Origin of the sequence: Pseudomonas putida, from assembly GCF_002741075.1 — a bacterium.
GTDB classification, from domain to species: domain Bacteria; phylum Pseudomonadota; class Gammaproteobacteria; order Pseudomonadales; family Pseudomonadaceae; genus Aquipseudomonas; species Aquipseudomonas putida_T.
Map to the genome: position 1 here is coordinate 595,478 of NZ_CP016634.1, position 25,221 is coordinate 620,698.

The 25,221-nt window shown below is 63.8% G+C and carries 21 protein-coding genes, 4 tRNA genes and 1 pseudogene; 21 read left to right on the forward strand and 5 right to left on the reverse strand.

Going from position 1 to position 25,221, the window contains the following annotated elements; translation table 11 throughout:
• The first annotated feature begins 59 nt into the window (after positions 1–59).
• From IEC33019_RS03225 to IEC33019_RS03295, 15 genes and pseudogenes are all read left to right on the forward strand, one after another.
• Positions 60–2,759, forward strand: a complete 2,700-nt coding sequence (locus tag IEC33019_RS03225; RefSeq protein ID WP_070092558.1) for a FimV/HubP family polar landmark protein — start codon at positions 60–62, stop codon at positions 2,757–2,759.
• A 91-nt stretch (positions 2,760–2,850) separates the two neighbouring features.
• Positions 2,851–3,705 carry a tRNA pseudouridine(38-40) synthase TruA gene (truA, locus tag IEC33019_RS03230; protein WP_070092557.1) on the forward strand — a complete coding sequence of 285 codons (855 nt, stop codon included), beginning with the start codon at positions 2,851–2,853 and terminating at the stop codon, positions 3,703–3,705.
• Positions 3,706–3,765: 60 nt separating this feature from the next.
• The gene (locus tag IEC33019_RS03235; RefSeq protein WP_070092556.1) at positions 3,766–4,386 is read left to right on the forward strand and encodes a phosphoribosylanthranilate isomerase; all 621 of its coding nucleotides are present in this window, start codon (positions 3,766–3,768) and stop codon (positions 4,384–4,386) included.
• A gap of 250 nt (positions 4,387–4,636) precedes the next feature.
• Positions 4,637–5,530 carry an acetyl-CoA carboxylase, carboxyltransferase subunit beta gene (accD, locus tag IEC33019_RS03240; RefSeq protein WP_043206823.1) on the forward strand — a complete coding sequence of 298 codons (894 nt, stop codon included), beginning with the start codon at positions 4,637–4,639 and terminating at the stop codon, positions 5,528–5,530.
• Positions 5,530–6,833 (forward strand): annotated as a pseudogene (gene folC / locus IEC33019_RS03245) (bifunctional tetrahydrofolate synthase/dihydrofolate synthase). Before accD ends, folC begins: the two are co-directional and overlap by 1 nt.
• A complete protein-coding gene (locus tag IEC33019_RS03250) occupies positions 6,817–7,491 on the forward strand; it encodes an SPOR domain-containing protein (protein ID WP_099593033.1) in 675 nt (224 codons plus the stop codon). The pseudogene folC and the gene IEC33019_RS03250 overlap by 17 nt, the downstream one beginning before the upstream one ends.
• 182 nt (positions 7,492–7,673) lie before the next feature.
• Positions 7,674–8,228 carry a CvpA family protein gene (locus IEC33019_RS03255; RefSeq protein WP_043206819.1) on the forward strand — a complete coding sequence of 185 codons (555 nt, stop codon included), beginning with the start codon at positions 7,674–7,676 and terminating at the stop codon, positions 8,226–8,228.
• Between the two features lie 42 nt (positions 8,229–8,270).
• On the forward strand, positions 8,271–9,776 hold the full coding sequence (gene purF / locus IEC33019_RS03260; protein WP_070092554.1) for an amidophosphoribosyltransferase: 1,506 nt from the start codon (positions 8,271–8,273) through the stop codon (positions 9,774–9,776).
• Between the two features lie 15 nt (positions 9,777–9,791).
• The gene (locus tag IEC33019_RS03265; protein WP_070092553.1) at positions 9,792–11,003 is read left to right on the forward strand and encodes an O-succinylhomoserine sulfhydrylase; all 1,212 of its coding nucleotides are present in this window, start codon (positions 9,792–9,794) and stop codon (positions 11,001–11,003) included.
• Complete coding sequence (locus tag IEC33019_RS03270; RefSeq protein WP_070092552.1) at positions 11,000–11,773, forward strand: SDR family oxidoreductase; 774 nt, start codon at positions 11,000–11,002, stop codon at positions 11,771–11,773. The genes IEC33019_RS03265 and IEC33019_RS03270 overlap by 4 nt, the downstream gene beginning before the upstream one ends.
• 224 nt (positions 11,774–11,997) lie before the next feature.
• Positions 11,998–12,073 (forward strand) — tRNA-Val (locus tag IEC33019_RS03275).
• 78 nt (positions 12,074–12,151) lie between these two features.
• Positions 12,152–12,228 (forward strand) — tRNA-Asp (locus IEC33019_RS03280).
• A 99-nt stretch (positions 12,229–12,327) separates the two neighbouring features.
• A tRNA-Asp gene (locus IEC33019_RS03285) sits at positions 12,328–12,404 on the forward strand.
• A 137-nt stretch (positions 12,405–12,541) separates the two neighbouring features.
• Positions 12,542–12,618 (forward strand) — tRNA-Asp (locus IEC33019_RS03290).
• Positions 12,619–12,820: 202 nt separating this feature from the next.
• The gene (locus IEC33019_RS03295; protein WP_070092549.1) at positions 12,821–13,693 is read left to right on the forward strand and encodes a DUF2242 domain-containing protein; all 873 of its coding nucleotides are present in this window, start codon (positions 12,821–12,823) and stop codon (positions 13,691–13,693) included.
• A gap of 290 nt (positions 13,694–13,983) precedes the next feature.
• On the opposite strand, the gene IEC33019_RS03300 is transcribed toward IEC33019_RS03295, so the two are convergent.
• Together IEC33019_RS03300 and IEC33019_RS03305 are read right to left on the reverse strand one after the other, a co-directional pair.
• A complete protein-coding gene (locus IEC33019_RS03300) occupies positions 13,984–15,024 on the reverse strand; it encodes an AraC family transcriptional regulator (RefSeq protein WP_070092548.1) in 1,041 nt (346 codons plus the stop codon).
• Positions 15,025–15,028: 4 nt separating this feature from the next.
• Entirely contained in the window at positions 15,029–16,147 is a 1,119-nt protein-coding gene (locus IEC33019_RS03305) for a carbon-nitrogen hydrolase family protein (RefSeq protein ID WP_070092551.1), read from the reverse strand.
• Between the two features lie 183 nt (positions 16,148–16,330).
• Between IEC33019_RS03305 and IEC33019_RS03310 the strand changes: the two genes are divergently transcribed.
• A complete protein-coding gene (locus tag IEC33019_RS03310; protein WP_070092547.1) occupies positions 16,331–18,367 on the forward strand; it encodes an NADPH-dependent 2,4-dienoyl-CoA reductase in 2,037 nt (678 codons plus the stop codon).
• A 753-nt stretch (positions 18,368–19,120) separates the two neighbouring features.
• Here the strand turns inward: IEC33019_RS03310 and IEC33019_RS03315 are convergent.
• The gene (locus tag IEC33019_RS03315) at positions 19,121–19,348 is read right to left on the reverse strand and encodes a hypothetical protein (protein WP_157765864.1); all 228 of its coding nucleotides are present in this window, start codon (positions 19,346–19,348) and stop codon (positions 19,121–19,123) included.
• A 112-nt stretch (positions 19,349–19,460) separates the two neighbouring features.
• On the opposite strand from IEC33019_RS03315, the gene IEC33019_RS03320 reads away from it, so the two are divergent.
• The gene (locus IEC33019_RS03320; RefSeq protein ID WP_099593036.1) at positions 19,461–19,805 is read left to right on the forward strand and encodes a hypothetical protein; all 345 of its coding nucleotides are present in this window, start codon (positions 19,461–19,463) and stop codon (positions 19,803–19,805) included.
• A gap of 73 nt (positions 19,806–19,878) precedes the next feature.
• Positions 19,879–20,775 (forward strand): 1-aminocyclopropane-1-carboxylate deaminase/D-cysteine desulfhydrase, encoded by an 897-nt coding sequence (locus IEC33019_RS03325; RefSeq protein ID WP_070092546.1) that lies wholly within the window; start codon positions 19,879–19,881, stop codon positions 20,773–20,775.
• On the opposite strand, the gene IEC33019_RS03330 is transcribed toward IEC33019_RS03325, so the two are convergent.
• Positions 20,766–21,311 carry a cytochrome b gene (locus IEC33019_RS03330; RefSeq protein WP_070092545.1) on the reverse strand — a complete coding sequence of 182 codons (546 nt, stop codon included), beginning with the start codon at positions 21,309–21,311 and terminating at the stop codon, positions 20,766–20,768. The two genes, IEC33019_RS03325 and IEC33019_RS03330, sit on opposite strands and share 10 nt — an antisense overlap.
• Positions 21,312–21,434: 123 nt before the next feature.
• Positions 21,435–22,424 carry a DUF1853 family protein gene (locus tag IEC33019_RS03335; RefSeq protein ID WP_099593038.1) on the reverse strand — a complete coding sequence of 330 codons (990 nt, stop codon included), beginning with the start codon at positions 22,422–22,424 and terminating at the stop codon, positions 21,435–21,437.
• Between the two features lie 56 nt (positions 22,425–22,480).
• Here IEC33019_RS03335 and IEC33019_RS03340 point away from each other — a divergent pair, with 56 nt between their 5' ends.
• Genes IEC33019_RS03340 through IEC33019_RS03350 form a run of 3 tightly spaced genes read left to right on the forward strand, consistent with a single transcriptional unit; the run spans position 22,481 to position 25,211 of the window.
• Positions 22,481–23,371, forward strand: a complete 891-nt coding sequence (locus tag IEC33019_RS03340) for an NAD(+) kinase (RefSeq protein WP_070092543.1) — start codon at positions 22,481–22,483, stop codon at positions 23,369–23,371.
• Positions 23,371–24,342, forward strand: coding sequence for a metallophosphoesterase (locus IEC33019_RS03345; protein ID WP_070092542.1), 972 nt, complete (start codon positions 23,371–23,373; stop codon positions 24,340–24,342). Before IEC33019_RS03340 ends, IEC33019_RS03345 begins: the two co-directional genes overlap by 1 nt.
• Positions 24,339–25,211 carry a rhomboid family intramembrane serine protease gene (locus tag IEC33019_RS03350; RefSeq protein WP_070092541.1) on the forward strand — a complete coding sequence of 291 codons (873 nt, stop codon included), beginning with the start codon at positions 24,339–24,341 and terminating at the stop codon, positions 25,209–25,211. Before IEC33019_RS03345 ends, IEC33019_RS03350 begins: the two co-directional genes overlap by 4 nt.
• The last annotated feature ends 10 nt before the right edge of the window (positions 25,212–25,221 follow it).

The window sequence follows — 25,221 nt, forward strand, 5'->3', positions numbered from 1 at the left end:
CGTACTTTTGTCCTACACCACACGCAGGTCTAGGGACGATTCTTAGAAGGGAAGAGGTCATGCTTCGAATTCGCAAACTGGTTCTGGCCATGGCAGCAGCCTCGGCGCTGTCGTCTGGCATGGCCAATGCCCTCGGGTTGGGTGAGCTGACCCTCAAGTCGGCGCAGAACCAGCCGCTGGACGCCGAGATCGAACTGCTCGACGTGCGTGACCTCACCGCTGCCGAAGTGGCGCCGAGCCTGGCGCCACCGGAAGAGTTCTCCAAGGCCGGGGTGCCTTACCCGTCCTACCTCGAAGACCTGACCTTCACACCGGTGATCAACCCCAACGGCAAGAGTGTGTTGCGGGTGACCTCCAGCCAACCGTTGCCGGCACCGGTGGTGAAGTTCCTGGTCCAGGTGATGTGGCCGCAAGGTCGCTTGCTGCGTGACTACAACGTGTTGCTCGACCAGGCCAAGGCCCAGGGCGAGGCGGCGTCCGCCACCGGCATCGCGCCAGCGGTCAGTGGTGCCAGCCGCTACACCACCAAACGGCGCGATACGCTTTGGCAGATTGCCGCGCGCAACAGCCAGGGCGGCTCGGTCCAGCAGACCATGCTGGCTATTCAGGCCCTGAACCCGGATGCCTTCATCGGTAACAACATCAACCAGCTCAAGATCGGCCAGGTGCTGCGCCTGCCGGATCAGCAGCAGATCCAGAACATCCCTCAGGGCGAGGCGGTTCGCGAAGTCGCCGAGCAATACGCGGCCTGGCGTGAAGGCCGGCGCTTGGGGCCTCGCGCCCGCCAGCTGGATGCGACCCGCCGAGGCGCGGCCGAGGCTGCACCGGCGCGAATCGCCCAAGGCGACAACCTGCGCCTGGTCAGCCCGGATACCAAGGGCGCGGCGGGTGATGCCAAGGCGCTCAGCGACAAGCTCGCCGTGGCCCAGGAAAGCCTCGACACCAGCCGTCGTGACAACGAAGAACTCAAGAGTCGCATGGCTGACCTGCAGAGCCAGTTGGACAAGCTGCAGCGTCTGATCCAGCTCAAGAATGATCAACTGGCGCGCCTCGAGGCCCAGGGTGCGGCGGGGCAGCCCCCTGCTGCCACGCCCTTGCCCGGCGAGCCGGCCCCTGCGCAGCCTGCGGTCAATGCCCAACTGACACCGGCCGAGCCTGTGGTCGAGCCGGCACCGGCAGCGGTGGACACGGCGCCTGTCGTCAAGGAGACCCCTTATCAAGGCGTGCTCGACGAGCTGCTCGGCAACCCGCTGTTGCTAGGGCTGCTGGCCGGCTCGACCTTCCTGGTGTTGCTGTTGTTGCTGCTGCTTCTGGCACGCAAACGCAAAGCTCAGCAGGAGGCTGAGAAACACCTGCGCATGGCGCGTGCCCTGGCCGAGGAAAATGAGCGCGGCCCTGACCTGAACATGCCGCCAGGCAGCTTCGATGACCTGGATGTGTCGGCGCCGAGCGTGACGCTGTCACCCGCGGTGGTCGCAGCTTCCGCTGCCGCTGCCGTTGCCGCGGAGAAACCGGCCGCACCTGCACCGGAGCCTGCGCCCGCTGCCGCGCCTGTGGCAGCGGCTGATCCGCTGGCCGGCTTGCTGGCCGAGGTCGATCAGAGCCTGGCACAAGGCCGTCTGAACCACGCCGCCGACCTGCTCGAGCCTGCGCTGATTGCTCAGCCTGAGCGTGGAGATTTGCGTCTGAAGCTGATGGAAGTCTATGCCCGTCAGGGCGATCAGAACGCGTTCGCCAGCGAGGAGCGCCGTCTGGCGCCGACCGAACAGAACAAGGCCGAAGTCGAGTCGCTCAAGGAGCGTTTCCCGGCGATGGTGGCCGTAGCCGCTGCAGGTCTTGGCGCCGCAGCCCTGGCTGCCGAAATGGACGCGCAGTACGTTCAGGACCTGCTTCAGGAAAGCACTGATGAGGTCGCGGACAGCGAACCTGCGCCGGAGCCCGAACCTGAGACGGCAGCCGTTGACCAGGTCGAGCCTGAGCCACAAGCGGAGCCCGAGCTGGATGGGGTCATCGAGACGCCAGTCACCGATGAAAATGATCTGGACAGCGCCTTCGACCTCAGCCTGGATGATGATCTTCCCGAGGACGCAGCGCTTGGTCTCGCGTTGCCGGAAGAGCCCGTGGTCGCTGAAGAGCCCGTGCAGGAAAGCGTCGAGCCGGTCGCGCCACAGACCGATGCCGACGAAGATTTCGAAGCCTTGCTCGAGCAGGCTCAGGTTCAGGCCGAACCACAGAGCCTGGACGATCTGGCCGATTTCGATCTGGACATCGGCGAGGCGCAATCTACGGCGTCCACGCCCGCTCCCGCGCAAGCCGAAGAGGCGCCGGTGGATGTGGCGGCCGAGTTGGCAGCCTTCGATGAGATTCCTGAGTTCGATCCGCTTTCGGAGCTGGAGCTGCCCGAAGACTTCGATCTGTCCCTTTCGCTGGACGATGAGTCGCCGGCGGCCAAGAGCTTTGCCTCGGAGCTCGACGACGTCAATGCTGAGCTGGACAAGCTTTCCCAGAGCCTGGAGTCGCCTTCGCTCGAGCCGCACTTCACCGCTGAGGATGCCGCCAAGGAGCCGGATCCATTGGACGATCTGGACTTCGACTTCTTCTCTGGCGCCGACGAAGTGGCGACCAAGCTGGATCTTGCCCGCGCCTACATCGACATGGGTGATCATCAAGGGGCACGCGACATCCTCGACGAAGTGGTCAAGGATGGCGACGACAACCAGCGCCAGGAAGCCGAAGAGATGCTTTCGCGGCTGGTCTAGCGCCAACCGATTCACCCGATAACGGCAGCCCTCGTGGCTGCCGTTGCCGTTATAATGCCCGTCTTTCGTTCCACCCACAGGTTTCACGTTCTTGGACATCAACGACATCGCGGCAGCCGAATCGGCGGCCGAAGGTTACTCCCGCATCGCCCTGGGCGTGGAATACAAAGGCTCGCGCTACCGTGGCTGGCAGCGCCAGGCCAGTGGTGTGCCAAGCGTCCAGCAGGCACTGGAGCAGGCGCTGTCGACGGTGGCCAACGAGCCGATCTCGGTGATCTGTGCCGGTCGCACCGACGCCGGCGTCCATGGCTGCGGCCAGATCGTTCACTTCGACACCCGGGCGGTGCGCGATGAGCGAGCCTGGACCATGGGCACCAACTTCAATCTGCCCAACGACATCAGCGTCACTTGGGCGCGTCCGATGCCAGCGGATTTCCATGCCCGTTTCAAGGCCATGGCGCGGCGCTATCGTTATGTCATCTACAACGACCCGATCCGCCCCGCGCATTTGGCCGAGGAGGTCACCTGGAACCACAGGCCGCTGGACGTCGAGCGTATGGCCGAGGCGGCCCAGTTCCTGCTCGGGACCCATGATTTCAGCGCGTTCCGTGCCAGCCAGTGTCAGGCCAAGTCGCCGATCAAGCATATCTACCACCTGCGCGTCACCCGCCACGGCAAGATGATCGTCCTGGACGTTCGCGCCACCGCGTTCCTTCATCACATGGTGCGCAACATCGCCGGTGTGCTGATGACCATCGGTGCAGGCGAACGCCCGGTGACATGGGCACGCGAAGTGCTGGAAGGGCGCAATCGTCGCGAAGGCGGCGTCACCGCCCACCCCTACGGCCTATACCTGGTGCAGGTGGAGTACCCCGAGGTCTTCGCCTTGCCGCAACGTTACATCGGTCCACACTTTCTCACCGGTTACGAAGCGCTGGCAGACTGACGGGTGAAACGTCATTTGCTACCATCCGGCTTTTAACCGAGCACTCAAGGTTCGCCGTCCATGAGCAACGTTCGCAGCAAGATCTGCGGGATTACCCGCATCGAGGACGCCCTGGCTGCTGCCGAAGCCGGTGCCGATGCCATCGGGTTGGTCTTTTATGCCAAGAGTCCGCGTGCGGTGGATGTGCGCCAGGCGCGGGCGATCATCGCCGAGCTGCCGCCGTTTGTGACTACGGTAGGCCTGTTCGTCAATGCATCGCGGTGCGAACTCAACGAGATTCTCGAGGCGGTGCCGCTGGACCTGCTACAGTTCCACGGCGACGAAACCCCGGCCGACTGTGAGGGTTACCATCGGCCCTGGATCAAGGCGCTGCGGGTACGTCCCGGCGATGAGCTGGAGTCGGCCTGTCAGCTGTATGCAGGGGCCCGTGGCATTCTCCTGGATACCTACGTGCCCGGTGTGCCGGGTGGTACTGGCGAGGCCTTCGACTGGTCGCTGGTGCCTGCTTCGCTGAGCAAACCGATCATCCTGGCTGGCGGCCTGTCTGCGGGCAACGTCGGTCAGGCCATCGCCCAGGTACGGCCTTATGCCGTGGATGTCAGCGGCGGGGTGGAGCAAGCCAAGGGCATCAAGGATGCGGCGAAGATCGAAGCCTTCATGCGTGCGGTGAAACAGGCGTGACGTTGGATGTGACGGCTGCCCGCGCGGCATCGTCCATAGCTTTCGCAGCCCGGTGCTGCCAAGCCCACCCCTTGGGTGGTTGGTGTGGTTCGCCGGCATGACAGATTGACGATGGCCTGACCGCCAGGTCGGCCCCGCTCAACGCGGGCCCCGGACCGGGCCATCATCGTTTCATTGAAGAACATGAGCTCAAGGGCAGGGCATGGCCGGCCAGACCGGCCCCCGCCCACCGATACTGGAGAAAGAAAGCATGAGCAACTGGTTAGTCGACAAACTGATCCCTTCGATCATGCGTTCCGAGGTGAAGAAGAGCTCGGTGCCTGAAGGCCTGTGGCACAAGTGCCCGGCGTGCGAGTCCGTGCTGTATCGTCCGGAGCTGGAAAAGACCCTGGATGTCTGCCCCAAGTGCAACCACCATATGCGCATCGGCGCGCGTGCGCGCATCGATATCTTCCTCGATCCCGAGGGCCGTGCCGAGCTGGGTGCCGATCTGGAGCCAGTGGATCGTCTGAAGTTCCGTGACGGCAAGAAGTACAAGGATCGCCTGACCGCTGCCCAGAAGCAGACCGGCGAGAAGGACGCGCTGATCTCCATGAGCGGCACCTTGATGGGCATGCCGATCGTGGTCAGTGCCTTCGAGTTCTCCTTCATGGGGGGCTCCATGGGCGCGATCGTCGGTGAGCGCTTCGTGCGCGCCGCCAACTATGCCCTGGAGAACCGCTGCCCGATGGTCTGCTTCTCGGCTTCGGGCGGCGCACGCATGCAAGAGGCCCTGATCTCGCTGATGCAGATGGCCAAGACCTCGGCCGTTCTGGCTCGCCTGCGTGAAGAAGGCATTCCGTTCATCTCGGTACTGACCGACCCAGTCTACGGCGGCGTTTCCGCAAGTCTGGCAATGCTTGGTGACGTCATCGTCGGTGAGCCGAAGGCGCTGATCGGCTTCGCCGGCCCGCGCGTGATCGAGCAGACCGTGCGCGAGAAGCTGCCGGAAGGTTTCCAGCGCAGTGAATTCCTGCTCGAGCACGGTGCCATCGACCTGATCATCTCCCGTGGCGAGCTGCGTCCGCGCCTGGCACGTCTGCTGGCCCAGATGACCGGCCAAGCCACCCCGGCGCAAGCCCTCGAGGCGGCTGCCGTCGCGTGATGAGCACTCGCACGCTGGGCGACTGGCTCGCCTACCTCGAGCAGTTGCACCCTTCGGCCATCGACATGGGGCTGGAGCGTTCTCAACAGGTGGCGACACGGCTCGGCCTGGGCAAGCTGGCGCCTCGGGTGGTGACGGTTACCGGTACCAACGGCAAAGGCTCGACCTGTGCGTTCGTGGCATCCTTGCTCCGGGCGCAGGGGCTGAAGGTCGGTGTGTACAGCTCGCCGCACCTGTTGCGTTACAACGAGCGGGTGCGCATCGACGGTGCCGACGCCAGCGATGAGCGCCTCTGCGAAGCGTTCGCCGCGGTAGAGGCGGCCCGTGGCGAGATCTCCCTGACCTATTTCGAGATGGGCACGCTCGCGGCGTTCTGGCTGTTCCAGCAGTCCGCGCTGGATGCCGTGGTGCTCGAGGTTGGCCTGGGAGGGCGCCTGGATGCCGTCAATCTGATTGATGCGGACCTGGCGCTGGTCACCAGCATCGGTGTCGATCATGCCGATTACCTGGGTGATACCCGCGAATCCGTCGCTTTCGAGAAGGCGGGGATCTTCCGCCAGGGCAAGCCTGCCCTGTGTGGAGATCTCAACCCACCCCAGCCGTTGCTGGACAAGGCGCGGGAACTGGCTTGCCCGTTCCTTTTGCGCGGCCGCGATTTCGATCAGGCAACCACCGATCGACACTGGCAGTGGCGTGGCACTCGGGGCGACGGCAGCAGTGTGGAGCTGCATGACCTGCCGCTGCTCGACCTGCCGATGGAGAACGCCGCCCTGGCGCTGCAGGCCTATCTATTGATGGGGCTGCCGTGGGAGGCTGGGCAGATTCGTCAGGCATTGCTCGATACCCAGGTGACCGGTCGTTTGGATCGTCGCGCGGTGCGCTGGCAAGGCCGGCGTCTGGAGCTGTTGCTGGATGTGGGGCACAACCCCCATGCCGCCGAGTACCTGGCCGCCCGTTTGGCCGCGCGCCCCGTCAAGGGGCGTCGCCTGGCGGTGTTCGGCCTGCTCGCCGACAAGGACCTGGAGGGTGTGATCGCACCGCTCGCGGGGGTGGTCGACGAATGGGCAGTGGCGCCGCTGGAAACACCACGCAGCCGCCCAGCGGCAGAGCTGGCGGCAGCCTTGACGAACGTCGGCGCGACGGTGAAGTCTTATGCCAGCGTCGATGCCGCCCTTGAGGGGCAATGTGCGCAGGCGACAGCGGATGATCAAATCCTGCTGTTCGGTTCGTTTTTCTGTGTTGGCCAAGCCCTGGAATGGCTAGAGCGGCAAGCTCCGGAGGAGTAGATGGCAGTGCTGGATAAAGGGATTAAGCAGCGCATGGTGGGTGCGTTGGTGCTGGTGGCGCTGGCGGTTATATTCCTGCCGATGCTGTTCACCCGCGAAGACGAGATGCGCCAAGTGCGTGTCGAGGCGCCCGAGGCGCCCGCCATGCCGAGCCTGCCGCAGGTTCAGGTCGAGCCTGTGCAGGTGCCTGAGCCCCAGCCACTGCCCGAAGTGTCGGCGCCGGTGGCGGAGCAGCCACCTGTGGTGGTCAATGAATCCAGCGCGCCGATGACCACGCCGAGCCAGCCGATCGCACCAGCCCCCGTCCAGGCGCCGGCGCCCAAACCTGCGCCTGCACCAACACAGAAGGTCGAGACTCGCCCGGCTGCAGCCGCGTCCGCGCCCGCAGCCAGCGCCCCCAAGCCGGCTGCACCGTCCAAGGTCGACGTCAATGGTTTGCCGGTGAGCTGGTCGATCCAATTGGCCAGCCTTTCCAATCGGGCGGGCGCCGATAACCTGCAGAAAACCCTGCGTAGCCAGGGCTACAACGCCTACATTCGTTCTGCCGATGGTATGAACCGCGTCTACGTCGGGCCACTGATCGAACGGACCGAGGCCGAGCGTCTGCGGGATGTGATCAACCGCCAGCACAACCTCAAGGGGTTCGTGGTGCGCTTCCAGCCAGAGCGCAATTGATCTGGAGCGGGGCGCGCGGCTTATGCCGGCCCCGCGTTTTGATGGCCTCAGGGGGTAGATCGCTCTCTGTGGGCCTTGTGTCGCGGGAGGGCGCAATGCGGGCGCAATGGGCTGACATTCCGCTTACCCCAAACCCGCCGCTCTGGTAAAATGCGCCGCCTCAAACGTCGGCAGGCAACACCGTGGCATTTACCTGGGTCGATTGGGCGATCATCGCGATCATCGCCATTTCCTCACTGATCAGTCTCAAGCGCGGCTTCGTCAAGGAAGCCTTGTCTCTGCTCATCTGGATCATTGCCGGTGCGGTTGCCTGGATGTTCGGCGGCTCCCTTTCGCAGTATCTTGAAAGCTATATCCAGACGCCTTCGGCGCGCATCATCGCCGGCTGCGCCATTCTTTTCGTCGCCACCTTGCTGGTGGGGGCAATGATCAACTTCCTCATCGGTGAGCTGATCCGCGTGACCGGGCTGTCCGGCACCGATCGTTTCCTCGGCATGGCCTTCGGGGCCGCGCGCGGGGCCTTGCTGGTGGTGGTGGCCATCGGGCTGTTGAGCCTGGGGCCTGTGCAACAGGATCCGTGGTGGCAGGAGTCTCGCCTGATACCACAGTTTCTATTGGTCGCGGACTGGTCCAAGAACCTGATCCTGGGGTTCACCGGTCAATGGATGTCCAGTGGGATCAGCGCACCGGCTGATCTTCCGTTCAAGGAACAGTTGCTCGGGCCCACCAGGCCTTGAGCGCTTTTCAATCAAGTTTCATCAAAGTAGGGGTTGCGTCGCATGTGTGGCATCGTCGGTATCGTCGGTAAGTCGAACGTCAATCAGGCGCTGTATGACGCGCTAACCGTGCTCCAGCACCGCGGCCAGGACGCTGCCGGTATCGTGACCAGCCACGACGGCCGGTTGTTCCTGCGCAAGGATAACGGCCTGGTGCGTGATGTTTTCCAGCAGCGCCACATGCAGCGCCTGGTTGGCCACATGGGCATTGGCCATGTCCGTTACCCGACTGCGGGCAGCTCCACCTCGGCCGAGGCGCAACCGTTCTACGTCAACTCGCCTTATGGCATCACCCTGGCGCACAACGGTAACCTGACCAACGTCGAGCAGTTGGCCAAGGAGATCTACGAATCGGATCTGCGCCATGTCAACACCAACTCCGACTCGGAAGTGCTGCTGAACGTGTTCGCCCATGAGCTGGCCGTGCGCGGCAAGCTGCAGCCGACCGAGGACGACGTGTTCGCCGCGGTCTCCCACGTGCACAGCCGCTGTGTGGGTGGCTACGCCGTGGTTGCGATGATCACAGGCTACGGCATCGTCGGCTTCCGTGACCCCAACGGTATCCGTCCGGTCGTATTCGGCCAGCGTCATACCGACGAGGGCGTCGAGTACATGATCGCCTCCGAAAGCGTCGCCCTGGACGTGCTTGGCTTCACCCTGATCCGTGACCTGGCGCCGGGCGAAGCGGTGTACATCACCGAGGAAGGCCAGCTGTTCACCAAACAGTGCGCCAACGATCCGAAGCTTCAGCCGTGCATCTTCGAGCACGTCTACCTGGCGCGTCCGGACTCGATCATGGACGGCGTCTCGGTGTACAAGGCGCGTCTGCGCATGGGTGAAAAGCTGGCCGAGAAGATCCAGCGCGAGCGCCCTGACCACGACATCGATGTGGTCATCCCGATCCCGGACACCAGCCGTACCGCTGCCCTGGAGCTGGCCAACCACCTGGGCGTGAAGTTCCGCGAAGGTTTCGTCAAGAACCGTTACATCGGCCGCACCTTCATCATGCCCGGCCAGGCTGCACGCAAGAAATCGGTGCGCCAGAAGCTCAACGCCATCGAGTTGGAATTCCGCGGCAAGAACGTGATGCTGGTGGACGATTCCATCGTGCGTGGCACCACCTGCAAGCAGATCATCCAGATGGCCCGCGAAGCCGGCGCCAAGAATGTCTACTTCTGCTCCGCGGCCCCCGCGGTGCGCTACCCCAACGTCTACGGCATCGACATGCCGAGCGCTCACGAATTGATCGCCCACAACCGTACCACCGAACAGGTGGCCGAGTTGATCGGCGCCGACTGGCTGGTCTACCAGGACCTGCCTGACCTGATCGAATCGGTCGGTGGCGGCAAGATCAAGATCGAGCATTTCGATTGCGCGGTGTTCAATGGTGAATACGTCACCGGCGACATCGACGAAGCCTACCTTGAGCGTATCGAGCAGCAGCGCAACGATCTGGCCAAGGTCAAAAATCAGGCTGTCAGCGCGATCATCGACCTCTACAACAACTGATTTGGGAGCGACGGCATGACCGATCAATGGGATGCCGGTCGACTGGACAGTGACCTCGAGGGTGTCGGTTTCGACACCCTGGCGGTGCGCGCCGGTCAGAACCGTACACCGGAAGCCGAACACAGCGAAGCGCTGTTCCTGACGTCCAGCTATGTCTTCCGCACCGCCGCCGACGCGGCTGCGCGGTTTGCTGGCGAAACGCCCGGTAATGTCTATTCGCGTTACACCAACCCGTCCGTGCGCGCCTTCGAGGAACGTCTGGCGGCCATGGAAGGTGCCGAGCAGGCTGTGGGCACCTCCACCGGCATGGCGGCGATCCTGGCCGTGGTGATGTCCCTGTGCAGTGCCGGTGACCATGTCCTGGTGTCGCAGAGTGTGTTCGGCTCGACCATCAGCCTGTTCGAGAAGTACTTCAAGCGTTTCGGCGTGCAGGTGGATTACGTGCCGCTGGTCGACCTCAACGGTTGGGAAAAGGCCATCAAGGCCAACACCAAGCTGTTGATCGTCGAGTCGCCGTCCAACCCGCTGGCTGAACTGGTCGATATCGCTGCACTGGCCGAGATTGCCCACGCCCGTGGCGCGATGCTGGTCGTGGACAACTGTTTCAGTACCCCTGCATTGCAGCAGCCGCTCAAGCTCGGCGCCGACATCGTGTTCCACTCCGCGACCAAGTTCATCGATGGCCAGGGCCGTTGCATGGGTGGCGTGGTGGCCGGACGCAGCGAGCAGATGAAAGAAGTGGTGGGTTTTCTGCGTACCGCTGGCCCAACGCTCAGCCCCTTCAACGCCTGGATCTTCACCAAAGGCCTGGAAACGCTCAAGCTGCGTATGCGCGCCCACTGCGAGAGCGCCCAGGCGCTGGCCGAGTGGCTGGAGAAGCAAGAGGGCGTGGAGAAGGTTCACTACGCCGGCCTGACGAGTCATCCGCAACACGAACTGGCCAAGCGCCAGATGAGTGGCTTCGGCGCGGTGGTCAGCTTCGAGGTCAAGGGCGGCAAAGAGGGCGCCTGGCGCTTCATCGATGCGACCCGGGTGATCTCCATCACCACCAACCTGGGTGACAGCAAGACCACCATCGCCCACCCTGCGACTACCTCCCACGGGCGTCTTACGCCGCAGGAACGTGAAGCAGCGGGCATCCGCGACAGCCTGATTCGTGTCGCTGTCGGCCTGGAAGATGTGGCTGACCTACAAGCCGACCTGGCCCGCGGTCTGGCGGCGCTGTGATCGACTGGAAGGGCGGTGAGCCGGACCACAATGGTCGGGTAGCCCTGGTCACCGGTGCCGCTCGCGGCATCGGCCTGGGCATCGCCGCCTGGCTGATCTGCGAGGGCTGGCAGGTGGTGCTCAGCGACCTGGACCGCGCGCGGGGTTCGAAGGTGGCCAAGGCCTTGGGCGACAATGCCTGGTTCGTATCCATGGATGTCGCCGACGAGGCACAGGTCAGCGCTGGCGTTTCCGAGGTACTGGCGCAGTTCGGTCGCCTGGATGCCTTGGTATGCAATGCCGCCATCGCCAATCCACACAACCAGACCCTCGAGAGCCTGTCGCTGGCTCAGTGGAGCAGGGTACTGGCGGTCAACCTGAATGGGCCGATGCTGTTGGCCAAGCACTGTGCGCCTTATCTGCGCGCCCATGGCGGGGCCATCGTCAATCTGACCTCCACCCGTGCCCGACAGTCAGAGCCGGACTCCGAGGCTTACGCAGCGAGCAAGGGTGGCCTGTTGGCGCTGACCCATGCATTGGCCATGAGTCTTGGGCCGGAGATTCGCGTCAATGCGGTCAGCCCTGGCTGGATCGACGCCCGGGATCCTTCCCAGCGTCGTGCCGAACCGCTGACCGAGGCCGACCATGCCCAGCATCCGGCGGGCAGGGTGGGGACGGTGGAGGATGTCGCGGCGCTGGTGGCGTGGCTACTGTCGCGCCAGGCGGGGTTCGTCACCGGCCAGGAATTCGTGGTCGATGGCGGCATGAGCCGCAAGATGATCTACACCTGAGCGGCACGCTATTCGTCATAAGCTGCAAGAGGGGACCGTGAGGTCCCTTCGTTGTTTGTAGGGCAGGACCGTGTACTACAAGCGGCAGGCGTTCCCTTGTCGCTCGTAACGCGCAGCTTTTTTGCCCTTTTTGAAAAAAAATCCAATGGGGCTATTGACTTAGGTTCGGTACCTGCGTAAATTTCGCGGCCTCAGCGAAGCAAACGCACCAAGCAACACAGCGAGGGTGATTAGCTCAGCCGGGAGAGCATCTGCCTTACAAGCAGAGGGTCGGCGGTTCGATCCCGTCATCACCCACCACTTCCTGAGACGTTCCTGACCCAGGAGACTTCGAAAGAAGCTTCCTAATTGAGAGGAACCGGACGCAAGTCCATATGCGCAGCGGTAGTTCAGTCGGTTAGAATACCGGCCTGTCACGCCGGGGGTCGCGGGTTCGAGTCCCGTCCGCTGCGCCACTTTTTCTTCAGATGGGTGTTTTCACCGGTCTGGGGTCTGAAGGCCAAGAGCACTTCAGGCCGATCCCAGTTTCAATCAGGCGAGAGCCTGAACGATACGCAGCGGTAGTTCAGTCGGTTAGAATACCGGCCTGTCACGCCGGGGGTCGCGGGTTCGAGTCCCGTCCGCTGCGCCATCTTCGTTTCGAGGTCCCATGAACACCTCGAAGCAACAAACAAAGCGATCAGCGTGTCGCTTTTTTTGTGCCTGCCTTTCGAGCACTACTCGAAAGGACAGATCCCAGTTTCAATCAGGCGTGAGCCTGAGCGATACGCAGCGGTAGTTCAGTCGGTTAGAATACCGGCCTGTCACGCCGGGGGTCGCGGGTTCGAGTCCCGTCCGCTGCGCCATCTTCGCTTCGAGGTCCCATGAACACCTCGGAGCAACAAGAAAGCGACCTTAGGGTCGCTTTTTTGCTTTCCGGGCCCGCGTCATTCAAGCGAGCCTATTGGTCGGTTATATGAATTTTGCCCAGCCAAGCGTGCAACGCGGTTTCAGTGATTGGCCATGTGTTGCACAATAGGCGCAGTTTGTCCTACCCCGGAACCCATGATGTCCAGAACCTCCGTCTTCGGTGCGCTCGGGCTAGCCCTTGTGCTGGCGGGCGTATCCGGTTGCTCCTCGAAGAAGCCTGCGATCTACGAGCACGAGAACTTCGACGACTCGGGCACCTTTTCGCGCAGCTTCCCGGTCAGCGAAGCCGGCTCGTGCGAGGCGGCCCGGCGCGCGCTGCTCAGCCAGGGTTACATCATCACCAGCAGCGGTGCCAACCAGATCGCGGGTAACAAGAGCTTCCAGCAGAACGCCGAGAACCACCTGCAGATCAGCTTCAACATCACCTGCGTCCCGGACAGCGGTGATGAGCAGCGCTCTACCATGTTCGCCAACGCCTTGCAGGACCGTTATGCGCTGAAGAAGTCCAACACCTCCGCCAGCCTTGGCGTCGGTGTCCTGGGCTCGGTGTCCATGCCTATCGGTTCGACCGACGACTCCATGGTCAAGGTGGCCAGCGAGACCGTCACCGCACCGCAGTTCTACGAACGCTATTTCGCCTTGGTCGAAAGTTACCTGCCAAAGCCTAAAAAGGTGAAAAAAGCCCAGCCCAAGGTCGAGGCGCCCAAGCCAGAAAAGCCAGCTGCCGATTTGGGCTTGCCAGAGCAGGCTTCGGCACAGCCCGTGTCCGCGCCACTGGCAGCCAGTGCACCCACTTCGGCCCCTGAATCCGTACCGGCCCCTGCTCCGGTAGCCGCCCCGCTCGCAGTCGAAGCGCCTGCGGCCATCACGGCTCCTGCCAGTGAAGTGCCGGCGGCGCCCGTGGTCGATGATAGCCAGGGCTCGCAGCCTGTCGCCCCGCCCGCCGAGCCTGCACCGATTCAGGTGCAACAGGCGGTGCCAGTGACCGAGGCGGCTCCTGCCCCCCTGTAAGCTGGCAGCCTTTGTGGTTCGCTTGTGGCCAGATAAGGCGCCGTGAGTGCGCCTTGGGAGCCTTTAGTTACCTAACTTCCTGATTGCCTGCTACGTTTATCCTTCATCAGGGTGTCATGAAATGTTCACGCCGCCTGCTTAGCGTGACGGCATGACCCGGCAGATGAATGAGAAGAGAAGGCACGCCAATGGATGACTATCAGGAAGAGTTGCTCGAGTACCAGGCCTACGAGCTGGATCCTACGGAGCCGGCGGACGACGCCACCGAGCTCTAGCTTTTCACACAGACCCTAGCCCACCCGCCGCCGATTGCGGCGAAACTCCCCCGGTGTCAGGCCGGTCCAGCGCTTGAATGCGCGCTGGAAGGCCTCTGCCGACGCAAATCCCAATAGATAAGCAATTTCTCCGAAGGCCAGCTCCGTATCGCGGATGTAGGTTTCGGCGAGGTCGCGGCGTGTGTCATTGAGCAGATTGCGAAACCGTGTGCCTTCCTCGGCCAGCTTGCGACGCAGGGTCCAGGTGGGCAGTTGCAGGTGGCGCGCCACGGCTTCGAGATCCGGTTCCTGGCCACCATTGAGCAATGGGCCGAGCAGATGGGTGATGCGTTCGCCCAAGCTGCGCACGCGGGTACGTTGGGCCAGTTCCGCTTCGCACAGCTGCAACAGGTGCTGCCAGGTGCTGGGGCAATGTTGGCGGTTGGGCAAGTCGAGGGTGGCGCGATCCAGGCGTAATTGGTTGCTGGATGCTCCGAACTGCACCGAGGTTGCACTCAGCGCTTGGTATTGGGCTGCATAGCTGGGGGCTTGGAACTCGATCTCCATGCGCTCGGCCTGTACCGGGTGGCCTGCCAGGTGCGAGAGCTGGGCTAGCCAGCCGGCCAGCAGCGAGTCGACCACGAAGCGGTTGTAGGCGTTGTAGGGGCTGATCGAGTAGAAGCGCAGCCAGGCGCCATGGGCGTCCTCCAGGAAGCTCGACTGGCCTCGATAATTGGCGGCATACAATGGCTCGAAGTGCAGCAGGACGCGCGCGGCCTCGCCGAGCGTCGGGGCTTGGGCGGCGGTGACGCCCGCCAGGCCTGCCTGGGCCAGGCGGCTCAGGCGGCCCATGTGCAGGCCCAAGGCCGGCTCGCCGCACAGCTCGATTGCGGCATGACCCAAGTGCATGTAGCGCGGAATCGACAATCGCGCGCCGGCCTCGGCCAGGCGCGTATCGTCCAAACCGTAGCGGCCCAGGAGTGGGGCAGGGTCGTGCCCCAGCTGTTGGAGCGCCTCACCCAGTGGCTGGACGAAGCCTACCGAGAGTTCGCCCAGGCGTACGCGAGGCCGGGTCATGGGATTACAACCAGAGATTGAGCAGGCGAGCGCCCTTGCTGGGGCTGCCGGCCAGGTGCGTACCTGCCTGATTGGCAAAGCCCTGGCCATCGCTGCCTTGTTCCCAGAACTGGCCGCGCAGGAAAACGCTCAGGCTGGGGGTGGTGCTGTTGGCTGTCAGGGTCAGCTGCTGCCAGGCCGTCTGTTCGCTGACTTCGCCACGCCGCAGTGGCAATTCGGCCGTCGCGTCCTGGTGGCGGTTGCCACGCCAAGGCGTGTTCCAGGTGTCCTTGCCGCTGAGGAAAACAGGGTTGGCGATCATATCCACCGATTGCTGCGCCAGTTGGCGGTAGTTTTCCGGATACCAGCTGTCGCTGCCCACCAGCACGCCCAGGCGGCCAGCCGGGGTCTGGATGACCTGCAGAGGGAACTTGCGGCCATGGTGGACATAGCGACGCACTTCGCTGTCTGGATACTGCTGCCGTTGGGGTTGGCCCAGTACCGAGCCGTCGCCGCCGAACACCAGGCTGCTGTTGAACAACGGGCCGCTGCCAGGGCGCAGTACGCCGTGGTCCAGGTAGGGCGCGGGCAGGACGATGGAGCCGGCCACCAGCGTCACGCCGAACTCCTTGGCCAGTCCACCGAACAGTTGCTGGTAGTCGCTGGCCATCTGTTCGGCTTTCATCCGCAGGTGGGCGTCGGAGCGGCGATCGTCACCCGTGGCGGTGAGCATGGCCAGGCCATAGCGCAGTGGGTTGCTTACCTCCAGCCACTGCCAGGCCTCGTGGCGCTGGGTGACCTGGTACAACTCGTTTTTTTCACCACGGGCCCAGAGCCAGGTGCCGATGTGCTCCGGCAGCACCACTACCGTACGCGGGCCGACCAGGCCTTGGGCGCGGGCCTGCTCCAGGTAGGCTGAAAGCTTGCGGTGCAGGCGTTGCAGGTTCTGGTAATCGCCTGGGTAGAGCACAGGTTCGATACCCAGCAGGTTGCCGTGTTCACCCGGTATACCCTGGTTGAGCGCCAGTTCGATACGCAAATCGGAAAGGTAGTGGCCTTCCGGGCGCTGCATCGTCCAGAAGCCATAGCCGCAGAGGGCGGCGATCATCACCAGCGCCAGAGCGCCTGCCAGGAGTTTTCGCATGAAGCGCCAGGGCACCTTCACTGTCTAGGGTGTCCTAGGGTAGACCCGCTGTGCAGGAGGATCAATAAGTTGTCAGTTTCGATCATTGAGCGTGTTCAAACGGCTGTTTAATGTCGATGTCTATAAACGACGGGACCTGCGAGGTACCCGCGCTCCGTGATCATGCCACCTGGGAGTTCATCCATGGCCGCCACTCCATACCCGCACCTGCTGGCTCCGCTCGACCTGGGCTTTACCACTTTGCGCAATCGAACGCTGATGGGCTCGATGCACACCGGCCTCGAGGAGCGCCCGGGCGGTTTCGAGCGCATGGCTGCCTATTTTGCCGAGCGCGCCCGGGGTGGCGTCGGCCTGATGGTCACCGGCGGCATTGCACCGAATGACGAAGGCGGGGTGTATTCCGGCGCAGCGAAGCTCAGCACCGAGGAGGAGGCCGACAAGCATCGTATCGTCACCGAGGCGGTGCATGCCGCGGGGGGCAAGATCTGTCTGCAGATCCTCCACGCTGGGCGATACGCCTACAGCCCTCGTCAGGTCGCACCCAGTGCCATCCAGGCGCCAATCAACCCATTCAAGCCCAAGGAGCTCGACGAGCAGGGCATCGAGAAGCAGATCGCTGACTTCGTCAACTGCGCAACCCTCGCCCAGCGCGCCGGCTACGATGGCGTGGAGATCATGGGCTCGGAAGGCTACTTCATCAATCAGTTCCTCGCCGCGCACACCAATCAGCGTACCGACCGCTGGGGCGGCAGCTACGAGAACCGTATGCGCCTGGCGGTGGAGATCGTGCGCCGGGTGCGCGCGGCGGTGGGGAGCGACTTCATCATCATCTTCCGCCTGTCGATGCTCGACCTGGTGGAAGGCGGCAGTACCTGGGACGAGATCGTGCAGTTGGCCAAGGCCATCGAAAAGGCTGGGGCTACCCTGATCAACACGGGTATCGGCTGGCACGAGGCGCGCATCCCGACCATCGCCACCAAGGTGCCGCGTGCCGCCTTCACCAAAGTGACCGCCAAGCTGCGCGGCGCAGTGAGCATTCCGCTGATCACCACCAACCGCATCAACACGCCGGAAGTGGCCGAGGCTGTGCTGGCTGAGGGTGATGCCGACATGGTGTCCATGGCTCGCCCGTTCCTGGCCGACCCGGATTTCGTCAACAAGGCCGCCGCAGGCCACAGTGAAGAGATCAACACCTGCATCGGCTGCAACCAGGCCTGCCTGGACCACACCTTCGCTGGCAAGCTCACCAGTTGCCTGGTCAACCCGCGCGCCTGCCACGAGACTGAGCTCAACTACCTGCCGGTCACCCAGATCAAGCGGATCGCGGTGGTAGGCGCAGGCCCCGCAGGCCTGGCCGCAGCCACCGTGGCCGCCGAGCGAGGCCACCAGGTCACGCTGTTCGACAGCGCCAGCGAGATCGGCGGGCAGTTCAATGTCGCCAAGCGTGTCCCGGGCAAGGAAGAGTTCCATGAAACCCTGCGTTATTTCCGTAACAAGCTGGCGCGCACCGGTGTCGAGCTGCGCCTCAATACCCGGGTCGGGGTCGATGAACTGGTGGCGGGCGGTTTCGACGAGATCATCCTCGCCACAGGCATCAGCCCCCGTACCCCGGCGATTCCGGGTATCGAGCATGCCAAGGTGCTGAGCTACCTGGACGTGCTGCTCGAACGCAAGCCGGTCGGCAAGCGTGTGGCGGTGATCGGTGCGGGCGGTATCGGTTTCGATGTGTCCGAGTTCCTGGTGCATGAGGGCGTTGCCACTAGCCAGGACCGCGAGGCGTTCTGGAAGGAGTGGGGTATCGATACCCATCTGGAGGCCAGAGGTGGTGTGGCTGGCATCAAGGCAGAACCGCATGCGCCAGCGCGGCAGGTGTACCTGTTGCAGCGCAAGAAGACCAAGGTCGGCGATGGCCTGGGCAAGACCACGGGCTGGATCCACCGCACGGGCCTGAAGAACAAGCATGTGCAGATGCTCAACAGCGTGGAATACCTGGCCATCGACAATGACGGCTTGCATGTGCGTATCGGCGAGGGCGAGCCGCAGGTGTTGGCGGTGGACAATATCGTCATCTGTGCAGGGCAGGAGCCGCTACGTGAGTTGCAAGACGGGCTGGTCGCGGCAGGGCAATCGGTGCACCTGATCGGTGGGGCGGACGTTGCGGCGGAACTCGATGCCAAGCGGGCGATCAACCAGGGGTCGAGGTTGGCTGCCCAGTTGTGATCGGCCGGGATCGCGGGGGGGGCGCCTTGCGCCCCACGCGTGACGCTCGGCGCTACAGGATCAATGCACACCGGGGCTTGGCGTGCACCTTCCACAATCCACTGCATCCTGGCTTGGGAAGTTTCCTCAAAACGCTCGGAAATGTCGCCTATTTGAGTATTCAGCACAGCGCATAGGCTCTTGGGCTACCCGGATCTATGAGAGCGCTGCATGTTTCCCACAAAAAAGATGCTCGAAGCATTTACATCCTTGCGTTGGTTCAAAACGAGCGTGTTTTTGGGGATGTTGACCGGACCTTTGTGTAGCGAGGCGGTAGAGACCGTCATCAGCGCTCGCTACACCGGAAATGCTTCTGGAGAGTTCGAGAACACCACGCCTGAGGCTGCCTATTGCAAGAGGTTCCCTGGACGGTGCGTTGGGTACAAGCTGTTCACGGCCAACTTGCCCATCACCTACGATAGGCAGTCGGTACACCATTCCTCGGACCCTCGCAAGCAATTCTACCTAAAGGCACCCGCGAGCCGTACCGTTCGGGTGACCCATGACAAGGGCATCGACGCCCATGAGCTGCTGTTCGAGATCACTCACCTCAGCCAGGGCGTGACGAACGACCCTAGATTCCAGGGGGCGGCGAATCCGGTGTTCACGGCCTACGTCTATGGGGGGTGCAGTCATGTGGCAGCAACGGCGGTAGGCTCGATGACTTACTACCTGCGGACCGTTCGTTCACCCACAAGTCCAACAGGTTGTTACTCAAGCGGTCGCGAGGGCAAGGCGGGTGATGTTCATCAGAATCCCGTCGATACATTGGGCGTGGGCTTCAGACTGGCCATGCCTTCGGCGCTGCGGATGAAACAGGGCATGTATCGCGGCAGTCTCGACTTCACTGTTGGCTCTGGAGGCGATTTTGACCTGGGCGAGGGCGTCACCAACCTCAATTCGCCAACCCTGCGGATCAACTTCGAACTGGATGTCCAGCACGCCTTCGATCTGGACTTTCCCGCCGCGAGCGAGCGTGCCGTGCTGGAGCCTCCAGGGGGCTGGTCGCGATGGCTTGGGGGGGGGCACGCCGCCCTCTCGCCTCGAGCGCAGCATGCGCTTAAACCTATGGTCCACCGGCCCGTTCAAGGTCTACAAGCTGTGTCAGTACGACCAGGGCGTCGGTTGTGGCATTCGTAATGGCGCGGGCCACGAGGTGCCTGTCGACGTGGCCTTGACGCTGCCCTTAGGCGTGCAGCATGCCAATGCGCCCGTGCGTCGTCTGGCCATTCCGACCGGCCGCGATGCCGCCCTGACGTTCGAAATGGCGATGCCGGTGGCTGGCCAGTCGGGGCAGCTACACTTCGATGTCGTCGCTCAGCATGTCAAATCCATGCTCGACTATCCCGGCAGCACGTATCTAGGCGATGTGACGGTGTTGTTCGATGCCACGCTTTGAGCGGGTGGCGCGGGTGGTGCAAAGGCGGAGCACGGGGTGCACAGCGGCCCCCTGATCTCGATACACTCTCACGATGTCTAACGCCTTTGCTGACCTTCCCCAAGCACCTTTGCAGCCCTTGTCCTTGCCCTGGCTCGAGCGGGCTGGTGTCCAGGTCGCGGTGCTGCGTCTGGACCTGATCGACCCGCTGATCAGCGGCAACAAAGGGTTCAAGCTTCGCCACCACCTGCGCGACGCCCATGCCATGGGCGCCCCTGGGCTGATCAGTCTGGGCGGCAATCACTCCAATCACCTTCACGCCCTGGCGGCGGCGGGCAAGCGCTTTGGCTTTGCCACGGCTGGCCTGCTGCGTGGGCATCCGCAGGACACCCCCACGGTTCGTGACCTGCAGGCCTTTGGCATGGCGCTGCACTGGTTGGGTTACGGCGGCTATCGCGAGCGTCACCAGGCAGGTTTCTGGGCGCCCTGGCAGGCGCGCTATCCCGGGTGGTACTGCATTCCCGAAGGCGGCGGCGGGCTGGCGGGTGCCGAGGGGTGTCGACTGATCGTCGAGCAGGCGAGGGCGCAGTTACCGGCGCTCGGCTGGGCGGATTACCACGGTTGGTGGCTGGCGGTGGGGACCGGCACCACGCTGGCGGGCCTGGTGATGGCAGAGCAAGGGCTTCGTGAGGTGCATGGGGCTCTGGCGGTACCCCCCGGGCATGGCGTCGAAGAAAACCTCTCGACCCTGGTGCAGGGCGGCCACGAACTGCATGACGCGTGCCGTGGTGGATTCGCCCGCATCGATGACGAACTGCTGGCGTTCATCGACCAGAGTGAGCGCGAAAGCGGCCTGCCGCTGGAGGCGGTGTACACCGGCAAGGCCTTGCTGGCCCTGCGTGATCAGGTCGTGGCCGGGCGTTTCGCACCCGGCACACGCCTGATCTTCCTGCACACCGGAGGGCTGCAGGGGCGTCGCGGTTACTTGTAGGGCAGCATGCGCAGCAGTGTGTCGTCGCGGCGCACATAGTGGTGATAGAGGCCGGCCAAGGCGTGCAGACCGATCAACCAGTAGCCCCAGCTGCCGACTCGCTCATGCCAGCCTTTGACGAACTTGGCCAGGTCCAGATCGGGCGCGACCAGTGCAGGCAGGTCGAGGCCATAGAACGGGATCGGCTTGTCCGCGGCGCTGAGGATGATCCAGCCGGCGATTGGCAGACCGATCATCATCACGTACAGCAGCAGATGCACCAGGTGCGACAGGCCCGTTTGCCAGGCCGGAGGCTTGGGCACGATCGGTGGGGTCGGGCGGCTCAGACGCATGGCCAGGCGCAGCCAGACCAGCACGAACACTGTCAGGCCGAGCATGAAATGCAGCTCTTTCATCAGGTCGCGCTCGGCGCTGCCTTTGGGAAACAGGCCGCGCAGCTCGATGGTGGCGTAGACCGCAGCCAACAGCACCAGCATCAGCCAGTGCAAGGCGATGGACAGACGCGCGTAATGCGTCGTGGATGTGGGTGAAGCCATGGTGGTTCCTCGTCATCAGGTTGGGGGCGGCGCTCTTGGTTGGCGCGTGGGTGTAACTCTAATCGTTGGCGAGGTTTTTTTCTTTGCGCCATGTCGTTGAAATGGCGGTTGACAGCAAAAAGCTCAGGGAGGCAGTTGCGGCCAGTTGTCCGCCGCCAGGAACACGCGCTCAGTTTCTTCCCATGCCCCGTGGTCGGCTTCCTCCAGCCTGACCAGCAACTGCGCGGGCGCAGTGCTGTCCAGCGCCTGAAGCCAGGCTTGGAACTGGCCGGGCGACCAGCAGTCCTCAGGCTCGACCCGTGTCGGCGCCAGCCAGGCGTGGCGGGGCAGGGCTTGCCAGCGGCCGTTGGGACAAGCCCGCTGGTAGTCCTGCCAGTGGCGGCGATGCAGCCATCGCCCGTGCAGGTGCTGCGGATGGGCGCCTGCCGGCGGTTCGGCATGTCCAGGCCAGGGATAGAACAAATAGCCGCCGAGCCACAGATGCGCCTGAACCTGCGTCACGCCCAGGCCCGTCAGGATTGCACGGCTCTGTGGACGTGTGGAGAGGGGCAGTTGGTGGCCCGCCAGGTGTGCCAGCTTGAGGTCCAGGCGGTCGTGACACCCGGGGCCCAGCCAGTGTGCCGGGGCGTGGCCGTCGCCATCGGGTGGGCCGAGATAGAGCTTGATGGCCAGCTCCAGGTGGTGCACGCCGTCCCGGTCTCGAAGGAGGATGTCCAATTCCCCCAGGGTATGGCCGGCTTCGCGGATCGCCAGGTTGGCCGCCAGCAACTCGATCCCAGGCGCCTGGCCCAGGGCAAATTGCCAGAGGCCTTCGTAGTACAGACCCAGGCGGCGACTGGTGATGCGCGCGAGCCAGTCGCGCAGGGGGCGGGGGTCATGGTCCAACGCCAGCAGCCAGTCGTGCAGGCGCTGTGGGTCGTGCGCCCAGTCGCTGGCGGTCAGCGGGTGGCGCTGGGGCGCGGGTGGCTGGTGCAGCATGGGGGCGGACACCAGCACCCAGGCCAGGTCGCGTACCGCAGGCTGGCGCAGTTGGCGGGGGAGTTCGTGCAGGTGGGCGAAGGGCGTCATCCAGCGAGCATAGCCGGTTTGCCGCTGGCGGGTCGTTTCGCCCATAATCCCAAGGCCATACTGGCCATCCGTCACCCGCCGCAGAGCCTTGCAGGAGCACCATGGAGCAATTTCGCAATATCGGTATCATCGGTCGCCTTGGCAGCTCCCAGGTGCTCGATACCATTCGCCGACTGAAAAGATTCCTGATCGAGCGCCACCTGCACGTGATCCTCGAGGACACCATTGCCGAGGTACTGCCCGGGCATGGCCTGCAGACTTCTACGCGCAAGCTGCTGGGCGAGGTCTGTGACCTGGTCATCGTGGTCGGTGGTGACGGCAGCCTGCTCGGCGCCGCCCGTGCGCTGGCTCGGCACAACATCCCGGTGCTGGGCATCAACCGCGGCAACCTGGGCTTTCTCACCGATATCCGCCCTGACGAGCTGGAGACCAAGGTCGCCGAGGTGCTCGATGGCCATTACCTGGTCGAGAACCGCTTCCTGCTGCAGGCCGAGGTCCGCCGCCACAACGAGGCCATTGGCCAAGGCGATGCGCTCAACGACGTGGTGCTGCACCCCGGCAAGTCGACACGGATGATCGAGTTCGAGATCTACATCGATGGCCAGTTCGTCTGCAGCCAGAAGGCCGACGGCCTGATCATCGCCACCCCCACCGGCTCCACCGCCTATGCGCTCTCCGCGGGCGGGCCGATCATGCACCCCAAGCTCGACGCCATCGTCATCGTGCCGATGTACCCGCACACCTTGTCCGGGCGGCCGATCGTGGTGGATGGCAACAGTGAGCTCAAGATCGTCGTCTCCCAGGACCTGCAGATCTACCCGCAGGTCTCCTGCGACGGCCAGAACCACTTCACCTGTGCTCCCGGCGACACCATCACCGTGAGCAAGAAACCGCAGAAACTGCGCCTGATCCATCCGCTGGACCATAACTACTACGAGGTGTGCCGCACCAAACTCGGCTGGGGCAGCCGTCTGGGGAGTGGAGGCGACTGATGCTCGATCCGGCACGCAGTTTCGACATCATCGGCGATGTACACGGTTGTGCCCTGACCCTGGAACGCCTGCTCGATGCCATGGGCTACAAGCGCCAGGGCGGGGTGTGGCGTCACCCTCGGCGCCAGGCGCTGTTCCTCGGCGACATCGTCGACCGTGGCCCGCGCATCCGCGAGGCCCTGCACATCGTCCACGACATGGTCGAGGCCGGTCAGGCCTTCTGCATCATGGGCAACCACGAGTACAACGCCCTGGCCTGGGTCACCCCGGCACTGCCGGACAGCGGCAAGACCTACGTCCGCGAGCACACCCCGCGCCACGCGCGGCTGATCGACGAGACCTTGACCCAGTTCGCCCATCATCCGGGGGACTGGCACGATTTCCTGCAATGGTTCTACGAGCTGCCGCTCTTCGTCGATGCCGGGCGCTTCCGTCTGGTCCACGCCTGCTGGGATCCGGGGTTGATCGCGCCGCTGCGCCGCGAGTACCCGAATGGGTGCATCGACGAACATTTCATCCAGGCTTCGGCGGTCTCCGGCAGCTTTGCGTCCACGGTGTGCAACCGCCTGCTGCGCGGCACCGACATGCGCTTGCCGGACGGGCTGACCCTGACCGGCGGCGATGGCCTGACCCGCGCGTTCTTCCGTACCAAGTTCTGGGAGGAAGACCCCCAAACCTATGGAGACATCGTGTTCCAGCCCGACGCCCTGCCCGAGGACGTGGCCCGCACGCCCCTGAGCCACAGCCAGAAGAACGCCCTGCTGCGGTACGCCGAAGACGAGCCGTTGCTGTTCGTCGGCCATTACTGGCGCAGCGGCCGCCCGGCCCCGATCCGCGACAACCTGGCCTGCCTGGACTACAGCGCCGTGCTCTACGGCAAACTGGCGGCCTACCGCCTGGATGATGAAACCCGCATCGACCCCCACAAATTCGTCTGGGTCGATGTCGAACGCCCGCAGGCCAGCCAATGAACGTGATCGAAGCGATGCGCCTGCCTCTGACGGTCGACCTGGGCGGCTTCGTCAAGATGCTGCGCCGGTTGCAGGTCCCGCACCGGGTGGTCGAACAGGGGCAGGAGCAGATTCTCTGGGTGCCGGCCTCGCTGGCCGAGGAGGTGCGCGAGTTGTATCAGCGGTATCCCGAAGGCAACGATGAGATCCAGTTGCCCGAGGAGGTGCTCGCCGCCATGGCCCAGCGTCCTACCCTGGCCGACCAGGCCCGGGCCTGCAAGGTCACCGCAGGGGTGCTGTTGCTGTGCCTGGTCGTCGCCGTGCTGACCGGTCTGGGCGACAACCTGTCGACGGTCGGCTGGTTCACGTTCCTGGATTTCCGAGTGCAGGGCCAATACCTGTACTTCACCTCGCTGGACCAAGGCTTGGCCGAGGGGCAGTGGTGGCGCCTGGTGTCGCCGATGCTGCTGCACTTCGGTGTCCTGCACCTGGCCATGAACGCCCTGTGGTACTGGGAGCTGGGGCGGCGCATCGAGTTACGCCAGGGGCCCTGGGCGCTGCTGGGCCTGACACTGCTGTTCAGCCTGGTGTCCAACCTGGCTCAGCATTACACCAGCGGTCCCAGTCTGTTCGGTGGCTTGTCCGGTGTGCTCTACGGTTTGCTCGGGCATGTCTGGCTGTACCAGTGGTTGGCGCCCAGCCCGTTGTTCAGCCTGCCCAAGGGCGTACTGGTGATGATGCTGGTGTGGCTGTTGATCTGCCTGACCGGCGTGGTCGGCCAGCTCGGCTTCGGTCAGATCGCCAATGCCGCCCACGTAGGCGGGCTGCTCATCGGATGCCTGACCGGGCTCTTGGGCGGGGCCCTGGCACGGCGTAAACTGTCGGCTTGATTTAGGAGAT